The organism is Streptomyces sp. NPDC101181 (assembly GCF_044767975.1).
In the GTDB taxonomy this organism is placed as follows: Bacteria; Actinomycetota; Actinomycetes; order Streptomycetales; family Streptomycetaceae; genus Streptomyces.
The window spans coordinates 124,076-132,682 of the sequence record NZ_JBIWOX010000019.1 but is presented as its reverse complement, the minus strand read 5'-3'; the positions used below and the strand labels follow the sequence as shown (position 1 = coordinate 132,682).

Here is an 8,607-nt window from a genome sequence, read left to right as displayed (position 1 = left end):
AGTGGCCCTCTGCGGCCGCCTTTCCGTGGGGGGCGCCCCGCGCCGGGGCGGCCGGGGGGGGCCCCCCCCACAACTGTCCCCCCCCGGCCGTTCCGGCGGACGGCGCGGCCTCCGCCGGAACGGCCGGGCGCGAGGCGTCGACGGCTTGCGCCGTGGAGGGCGCGCGGGTGAACCGGAGCACGACGTGCGGGGCCGGGGCGGCCGGCCCCGCGGTCACCGTGGCCCGTACGCCGTGGCCGTCGGCATCCGTGATTCCGCTGCCCATCGTGTCGTCGTCCCCTCGCTGTCCGCCCGTGGCCGCCGACCGTCGGCGGCCCGTTCGGGTCGCTGCCCAGCATGCCAGGACCCGGCCGAGGCCGAAGGCCTGGGACGGCGGCCGCTTCCCCGTCCCCGCACGGGCGGCGTCCGGCCCGGGGTCAGGTGCGGTAGACGTCCAGGCGGCCGCACATGCCGAACGCGCCGTGCGCGGAGGGCCGTTCCGCGTGGACGTGCGCGTGGGCGAGGTGCCCGGCCTCCCCCGCCTCCAGTGCGTCGAGCTGGTCCCCGGTAGCGGCGGCCGCCGCCGCGGCGCCCTTCTCCCACCGGCCGCGCCACTCCGCGGCGCGCGGGCGTACGAGCGCGGCGGCGGCGCGGTGGAAGGCGGCCAGCGGCTCCGGATCGCCGTTCTCCGTCGCGTCGCGCAGGGCGAGGAACCCCTCCACGGCGAGGTCCCGCCGGGCCAGGGCGGCCCGCTCCTGCACGGCCTCCGGTTCGGACAGGGGCAGGGCGGTGGCCCGGCGGTAGGTGTCCGGGTCGGCCAGGTGGCGGGGCGGGAGGGTGAGCACGGCGTCCCCGGCCTCGGGGAGCCCGCTGTTCTGCATGAGGACGACGAGGCGCAGCCCGTCCTCGTTGACGAGGCGGTGGATGGTGCCCGGGGTGAACCAGACGAGCGCGCCGGGCGTCAGCGGCGTCTCCCGGTAGCCGGACGCGGTGAGGGTCTGCACGGAGCCGCTGCCGCCGACCACGACGTAGCCCTCCGTGCAGGTCAGGTGGAGGTGCGGGGTGCCGCCGCGCAGACCGTCGGCGGCGAGCCAGTCGTAGACGCTCAGATGGGAGACGGCGACGGCGCCGGGCAGTCCTTCGAAGGTCACCACGGGGGCTCCTGGGTCTCGTCGGCTCGCGCCCGCGACGGCCGCGAGCAAGCGCTTTCTACGGCAGCAGAACGCTAGGGCCGCCGCCGCACACGGGTCAAGGCCGCCGCCGCACGGACCGGCCGGGGAGCGCGGGAAGCAGGCCTCAGGGGGGTGCACGGGCCGCGCCCCCGGCCGGGGGGGCTTGTCGGCCCCCCGGCCTACCGCGCGTGCCGTCCAGCGTGTGCGCGAGCCACTGTCAGTGGCCGGGTGCAGACTGGCACTGTTCCGGCACAACGGCGTATCGGGAGGTCCTGGATCATGACCGACGTACTTCTCACCGCGGGCACCCGCAAAGGCCTGTTCATCGGGCGCCGACGCGCCGGGACCTGGGAGTTCACCGGTCCGCACTTCAACGCGCAGGCGATCTACTCCGTCGCCGTCGACACCCGCCGGAAGACGCCGAGACTGCTGGTGGGCGGGGACAGCGCGCACTGGGGGCCGTCCGTCTTCCACTCCGACGACCTGGGTGAGACCTGGGTCGAGCCCCGGCAGCCCGCGGTGAAGTTCCCGAAGTCAACCGGGGCGTCCCTGGAGCGGGTCTGGCAGCTGCACCCGGCGGGCCCGGAGGCCCCGGACGTGGTCTACGCGGGCACCGAACCGGCCGCGCTGTTCCGCTCCGAGGACGGCGGCGAGTCCTTCGAGCTGGTGCGCCCGCTCTGGGAGCATCCGACCCGGTCGCGGTGGGTGCCGGGCGGCGGGGGCGAGGGGCTGCACACGATCCTGACCGACCCGCGGGACGCCCGAGCGGTGACGGTCGCCGTGTCGACGGCCGGGGTCTTCCGGACGAAGGACGGCGGAACGAGCTGGGCCCCGTCGAACAAGGGCGTCTCCGCGGTCTTCCTCCCCGACCCGGACCCGGAGTTCGGCCAGTGCGTGCACAAGGTCACCCGGGACGCGGCCGACCCGGACCGGCTCTATCTCCAGAACCACTGGGGTGTCTTCCGCAGCGACGACGGCGGCGACCACTGGAGCGACATCGGCGCGGGGCTGCCCTCCGACTTCGGGTTCGCCGCGGCCGCGCACCCGCACCGCGGTGACACGGTGTACCTCTTCCCGATCACCGCAGACGCCGACCGGGTCCCGGCGGAGAACCGCTGCCGGGTGTTCCGGACGACCGACGCGGGGCGAACCTGGGAGCCGCTGGCCGCGGGTCTGCCGGACGAGGCGCACTACGGGACGGTGCTGCGGGACGCGCTGTGCACCGACGACGCCGACCCCGCCGGGGTGTATTTCGGCAACCGCAACGGGGAGTTGTACGCCAGCGCGGACGACGGGGACACCTGGCGGCAGCTCGCCTCGCATCTGCCGGACGTCCTGTGCGTGCGGGCGGTGGTGCTCGGCTGACGGCGGTTGATCGGAGGGGTCCTGTCACCAGTAGAGTGCGGCCCGTGGCAGCACGACCGTTGAAAGAGATCATCGAGCCGGGGTGGGCCGACGCCCTCGAACCCGTCGCCGAACGCATCGCCGCTATGGGCGACTTCCTCCGTACGGAGATCACGGCGGGTCGCACCTATCTGCCGTCGGGGCCGAATGTGCTGCGGGCGTTCCAGCAGCCGTTCGAGGAGGTGCGGGTGCTGGTCGTCGGCCAGGACCCGTATCCGACCCCGGGGCATGCGATCGGGCTGAGCTTCGCCGTGGCCCCCGACGTCCGGCCGTTGCCGGGCAGTCTGGAGAACATCTTCCGCGAGCTGAACGCGGATCTGGGGCAGCCGAGACCGTCCAACGGTGATCTGACCCCGTGGACCCGGCAGGGGGTGCTGCTGCTGAACCGGGCGCTCACCACCGCGCCGCGCCGGCCCGCCGCCCACCGGGGCAAGGGCTGGGAGGAGGTGACCGAGCAGGCGATCAAGGCCCTGGTGGCCCGGGGCACCCCGCTGGTGTCGGTCCTGTGGGGGCGCGACGCGCGCAACCTCCGCCCGCTGCTGGGCGACTTCCCCGCGATCGAGTCCTCGCACCCCTCCCCCATGTCCGCGGACCGCGGATTCTTCGGCTCGCGCCCGTTCAGCCGCGTCAACGAACTGCTGGAGCGTCAGGGAGCGCAGCCGGTGGACTGGCGGCTTCCGTGACCCACGCGTCGGCGCCGTCCGCACCGGCCGCCCCGGACGCGTTCGTCATCGGGGTCGACTCCGGGGGGTCCGGACTGCGCGTGGCGCTCGGGCGGGTGAGCCCGGACGGGCCGGTGTCGACGACGGTGTGCGCCGAGCCCGTACGGACCGGTCCCGGCGGTATCGACGCCGCCCATCTGCTGGAGCAGGTGGTGCCCGCGGCCCGCGCGTTGCTGTCCCGGGCCCCCGCACCCGCCACCCGGACTCCCGGGGCCGCGGCTTCCGGGCAGGTCGTCGCGCTGGCGATCGGGGCGGCCGGGATGGCCACCCTGGGCGGGCGGTTGCGGGCGGAGCTGCCCGGGGCGCTCGCCCACGCGCTGGGGGTACGCGGGCTGGCGCTGGCGGCCGACGCGGTGACGGCGTACGCGGGCGCGGTCGGACAGCGTCCCGGGGCCGTGGTCGCGGGCGGAACGGGCCTGATCGCCCTCGGTACGGATCTGGGGTCGTGGCGCCGGGCGGACGGCTGGGGTCATCTCCTGGGGGACAGCGGCGGAGGTGCGTGGATCGGGCGGGCCGGGCTGGACGCGGCGATGCGTGCGCACGATGGACGGCGGGGCGGCTCCCCCGCGCTGCTGGCCCGGCTGGTGTCCGTGTTCGGCCCGGCCGAGGAGGTGCCGGGGCTGCTCTACCCGCGTGCCGACCGGCCCGCCGTGCTGGCCTCGTTCGCCCCCGAGGTCGCGGCGTGTGCCGGAGCGGACGAGGTCGCGGCGGGCATCCTGCGCGAGGCAGCCCGCCATATCGCCGAGGCGGCCGCCGCCGTGTGCCCGGCGGACGCGGGCGGTGACCGTGACGGGGCCGACGGCCGGGACGTAAGGGCCGCGGACGCCGAAGTGGCCCTGACCGGCGGGCTCTTCCGGATGGGCGAGCCGCTGCTTGTGCCCCTGCGCGCGGAGTTGGCGCTGCTCCTCCCGGAAGCCCGGGTGCGTACCGGGGAAGGCGACCCCCTGACCGGCGCACTCCGGCTCGCGCGGGCCCTGGCTGTCGGAGATCTCCGCCTGCCGCGCCACCCCACGATGCTCTTCGTACCCGAGTGAGAAGCCGGGGAGTCCGGAGGGCGGGGTGACAGAAACGGACACTTCGCCAGTACGTAGCCCATCGGACATAAGCGGATAGTTGACGCTCGACCGGGCCCTCCCCGAACGGAGGGGCAGGTAAAACCAGTAGCATGCGGCGCCATGAGCACCCCCACTGGGCCCGCTTCCGGCCTGCCTGTACGAATGCCGCGACCTCGCCAGTCCGGACGGCACCGCCGCCCGGAGCCCGTGGTCGCACCCGAGGGCGCCGCCGCGCTCGTTCTCGCCGTTCCCGGCGCTCCGTCCCCGGCCACGCGCGGTCTGGCCGAAGAAGTCATCAGCATCGCCCGTTCCGAGCTGCCCGGCCTGAACGCCCGGATCGCCTACCTGGACGGTGACGACGCCGAGTACCCGACCCTGGTCGCCACGCTCGCCCACGCCGCCGCCGAGCGCGTCGCGCGCTACGAACAGGCCGTGGCCGCGGGTCGTGAGGCCGCCGAGCCCGCGGGGCCGTCCGCCGTCGTGGTCCCGCTGCTCGCGGGCCCCGACAACGCGCTGATCCGGCGGATACGGCAGGCGGTGATGGACAGCGGCACCCAGGTCGAGCTGACCGATGTGCTCGGCCCGCACCCGCTGCTCGCCGAGGCGCTGCACGTACGGCTGTCGGAGGCAGGGCTGGCGCGTGCCGACCGCGCCCGGCTGTTCACCGTCGCCACCGCCGCCGACGGCATCGTGCTGGCCACGGTGGGCGGCGAGGAGGCCGTACAGGCGGCCGGGATCACCGGGATGCTGCTGGCCGCCCGGCTGGCCGTCCCGGTGATGGCCGCCGCGCTGGACGTGGAGGGCTCGGTCGCCTCGATCGCGGAGCAGCTGAGGGCCTCCGGCTCGGCGCAGCTCGCGCTGGCCCCGTATCTGGTGGGTCCCGAGATCGAGCCGGAGCTGCTGGACGCGGCCGCGAAGGAGGCGGGCTGCGCGACGGCCGAGCCGCTGGGCGCGTACCCCGCGATCGGCAAACTGGTGCTGTCCCTGTACGCGACGGCGCTGGGCATCACGCCCGCGACACCGCAGGGGACGCAGGGCGCTCAGGCGTACTGACCGGGGGGCGTCGCCCTCGCGGCGGCCCGGGAAGCCGGACAGCGTGGTGGGCCCGGACCGGAGGAGATGCTCCGGTCCGGGCCCATCGCGCTGTCGCGCGGGGGTCCCGGCGGCCGGGACCGCGTCCGCCCGGTCCGGGCGGTGGTCAGGCGAGGACCACGCAGGAGGCGGCCGGGACCTCCACGGAGCCCGCGTGGCGCGGGATGCCCGTCGCGGCGTCCACGGCGAACCAGCTGACATTCCCGGAGCGCTCGTTGGCCGCGTACAGCCACTGGCCGCTCGGGTCCAGGGTCAGATCGCGGGGCCAGCGGCCGCCGCAGCCGACGGTGGCGACCAGGGCGGCCCGCTCGCCGCTCTCGTCGAGGGTCAGCACCGAGATGCTGTCGTGGCCCCGGTTGGCGGTCCACAGGAAGCGTCCGTCGGGCGCGACCACCACCGCCGAGGGGTAGCAGCGCCCGGCCTCGTCGTCGCTCTCGTGGTCCGGCAGTACGGGCGTCCGGCCGAGGACGTCGAGCCTGCCCCCGGCCGCGTCCCAGCGGCACACGGTGAGCGTGGGCTCCAGCTCGCCCAGGACGTAGACGAAGCGCCCCGAGGGGTGGAAGGCCAGGTGGCGCGGTCCGGTGCCCGGGGCCAGCGCGGTCTCCGCGTGCGACCGCAGCACGCCCGTGGCGGGGTCGAGGACGCAGACCCGTACGGAGTCGGTGCCGAGGTCGACGCTCAGCACCCAGCGGCCCGAAGGGTCGGGAACGACTTGGTGGGCGTGCGGGGCCTCCTGACGGGCCGGGTCCGGTCCGCCGCCCTCGTGACGGAACACCGAGGAGGCCGCGCCGAGCGTTCCGTCGGCGAGGAGCGGCAGGGCGGTGACGCTGCCGGAGCCGTAGTTGGCGGTCACCAGATGGCCCGCTGCCAGGGCCAGGTGGGTGGGCCCGTCGGCGTCGACGGGCCGGACGGGCCCCAGGAGAGCCGGTACGTCACCGCTGATGTCGAAGGCGGCAGCGACGCCGGGGGCGCTCTCGCCGACCGCGTAGAGGGCCTTCGGGGCCCCTGCGGGCGCGAGCGCGAGGAACGAGGGGTCGGCCACGGCGTCGGTGGACCCCAGCACGGTCAGGGCGCCGGTGTCCCGGTCCACGACGGCGGCGGTGATCCCTCTGCCGCCCGCCGAGGTGAACGACCCCATGAATGCCCGCCCGGCTCTGCTGCCGCTCATGACGCTACCCCTCTTCACCGTCGCCGCGATCTTCCGGGCCGACGGTAGCAGGCAGCACCGCCCGGTCTAGACCAGCGCGACGATCAGTGACCGTGCGTCGGGGGTGTGCGCCAAGTGCTCGCGGCGCACGGCGGTCACACCCCTCGACGCGTGGCTCCTGGGTGGCCTCCGTGCTGCCGCCCAGGCTGAGCCCGTACCGGATCAGCCCGCCGACGAAGACGACGTGGTCGGCGCCTCCGTTGCCGCTGATACGGATCGACGCAGGTGCGTCGGGGAGGTCAGCAGTTGGCGGTCGAGCGGCAGATCATGAACCCCACCGCTTCCATGCGCTTGTTCTGCCCGGTCGTGCCGATCGCGTTGGTCTCCCCGTCGACTCCGCAGTACCAGGTCGGGTTCCACCCTGTGCCCTGGACGTAGGAGTTGCCGCACATCGTTCCCTTCTGCACGCCGAAGACCACCGCTTCCAGCCGCATGCCGGAGCCCGCGGAGCCGAGCGTGATGCGGGTGCCCGACGCGGCGCACTTCTCCGATCCCCAGCCGCTGCTCTGCCGGTACCCCCGGGCGCACAGGGTGCTCCCGGCCACCGCCATCTCCACGGCCTCGACGGCCCGGCCTCCGCCAGGAGCGCCGACCTGTACGGACTGTCCGGCGTTGGCACACTTCTCGGCCGTCCAGCCGGAGCCCTGCACGTACACCTTGGCGCAGACCCTGTTCGCCGCGGCCTGGGCCGGGGATGTCCCGGACAACGACAGCGCCAGGGCGGCTCCTCCGACTGCCACAACGCGTGCGATCCTGCCGATGGTTCGGGTCACGAGCAGTTCTTCCCATCTGTTGACAACGATGTCTACCGGAGACGCGGGGTGATCTCCGGCAGCCTGGCCACGGGATGGCCACCGCAGAAGCATGCCGGGTGCGGCGGGCCGGGGCCAGGGGGCCGGGCCCGCGTACCGGAACCGCCCGGCGGTCCTCGGACTCGCCCTGGGGCGGGCCCATCGTTCTTACGACGGCGTCGTGTTGGCGCCCGAGACGACGACGGCCGCTCCGTCGGGGAATCTCGCGGGCTGGTCGAGCAGCGCGGCGAGCGCGGTGACTCCGCCCGGTTCGGCCACGATGCGGAGCCGCTGCCACAGGAGTCTGCGGGTGGCGACGATGGCGGTGTCCGGGACGGTCAGGGTCTCCATGCCGAGCGAGAGGCCGACGGCGGTTGCGATACGGCCCGCGCGGCGGGCACCCAGACTGTCCACCGCGACACCGCCGACTTCCACGTCCACCGGCTCTCCGGCCTGGAGAGCGGAGGAGAGGGAAGGGGCCGAGACGGGTTCCACGGCAGTCACCGGGTTACGCCCCGCCATGGCCAGGGCGACTCCCGCGTACAGACCGCCTCCGCCGCACCCGACCAGTACGGGGCATCCCTCCGGTAGCTGTTCGACGAGTTCCAGACCCAGGCTGCCCTGTCCCGCCACGGTCGACGGGGCGTCGTAGGCGTCGATGTGCAGGGCGTTCTCCTCCTCGGCATATCGCCGGCTGGCCGTCAGAGCATCGGCGTAGAACCCCTCAACGCGGCGCAGACGCGCGCCGAAGGCTTCTATGACGTCGGTCTTGGCAGCAGGTGCGAAATCGGGAACGAAGACGGTGGCGCGCAGACCCGCTCGGCTCGCCGCCCACGCCACGGCGGCTCCGTGGTTTCCTCCCGAGGCACAGCAGACGCCGGCACCGGGCAGGACGTCCTGAGCAGCGCCGAGCAGGGCGATCGCGTTGGAGGCACCGCGAACTTTGAAGGATCCGGTGTGCTGCAAGTACTCCAGTTTCAAGGTGACAGGGACCGGCACGTCGAGTTCACCGGCCGCCAGCTGGAGGACGGGAGTCCGGCGCACGAGGTGTCTGATGCGGGTGGCCGCGGACGCGATGTCGGCGGCGGTGGGCAGGGTGGTGGGCTCTGCGTTCATGGGCGGTGTCCAAAGAGGTCGGGATAGTGCTGAACGGATGCGCCGGGGGCGACCCGTTCGATGATGCCT

At 74.4% G+C, this 8,607-nt stretch carries 8 protein-coding genes; 4 read left to right on the top strand and 4 right to left on the bottom strand.

The features are described from left to right. Positions 1-416: 416 nt before the first annotated feature. Positions 417-1,133 (bottom strand): cupin domain-containing protein, encoded by a 717-nt coding sequence (locus tag ACIRRU_RS25140; protein ID WP_403684093.1) that lies wholly within the window; start codon positions 1,131-1,133, stop codon positions 417-419. Positions 1,134-1,430: 297 nt separating this feature from the next. On the opposite strand from ACIRRU_RS25140, the gene ACIRRU_RS25135 reads away from it, so the two are divergent. From ACIRRU_RS25135 to ACIRRU_RS25120, 4 genes are all read left to right on the top strand, one after another. After that, entirely contained in the window at positions 1,431-2,516 is a 1,086-nt protein-coding gene (locus tag ACIRRU_RS25135) for a WD40/YVTN/BNR-like repeat-containing protein (protein ID WP_403684091.1), read from the top strand. Positions 2,517-2,560: 44 nt separating this feature from the next. Continuing rightward, positions 2,561-3,238 carry a uracil-DNA glycosylase gene (locus ACIRRU_RS25130; RefSeq protein WP_403684090.1) on the top strand — a complete coding sequence of 226 codons (678 nt, stop codon included), beginning with the start codon at positions 2,561-2,563 and terminating at the stop codon, positions 3,236-3,238. Beyond that, positions 3,235-4,311, top strand: coding sequence for an N-acetylglucosamine kinase (locus ACIRRU_RS25125; protein WP_403684089.1), 1,077 nt, complete (start codon positions 3,235-3,237; stop codon positions 4,309-4,311). Before ACIRRU_RS25130 ends, ACIRRU_RS25125 begins: the two co-directional genes overlap by 4 nt. A gap of 141 nt (positions 4,312-4,452) precedes the next feature. Beyond that, positions 4,453-5,385: a sirohydrochlorin chelatase gene (locus ACIRRU_RS25120; RefSeq protein ID WP_403684087.1), complete on the top strand. Its 933-nt coding sequence runs from the start codon at positions 4,453-4,455 to the stop codon at positions 5,383-5,385. A 145-nt stretch (positions 5,386-5,530) separates the two neighbouring features. Here ACIRRU_RS25120 and ACIRRU_RS25115 read toward each other — a convergent pair whose 3' ends face one another. The 3 genes from ACIRRU_RS25115 to ACIRRU_RS25105 form a co-directional block, all read right to left on the bottom strand. Next, positions 5,531-6,592 (bottom strand): lactonase family protein, encoded by a 1,062-nt coding sequence (locus ACIRRU_RS25115; protein WP_403684085.1) that lies wholly within the window; start codon positions 6,590-6,592, stop codon positions 5,531-5,533. 278 nt (positions 6,593-6,870) lie between these two features. Continuing rightward, on the bottom strand, positions 6,871-7,371 hold the full coding sequence (locus ACIRRU_RS25110) for a hypothetical protein (protein WP_403684083.1): 501 nt from the start codon (positions 7,369-7,371) through the stop codon (positions 6,871-6,873). A 219-nt stretch (positions 7,372-7,590) separates the two neighbouring features. Further along, a complete protein-coding gene (locus ACIRRU_RS25105) occupies positions 7,591-8,538 on the bottom strand; it encodes a pyridoxal-phosphate dependent enzyme (RefSeq protein WP_403684082.1) in 948 nt (315 codons plus the stop codon). Between the last annotated feature and the right edge of the window lie 69 nt (positions 8,539-8,607).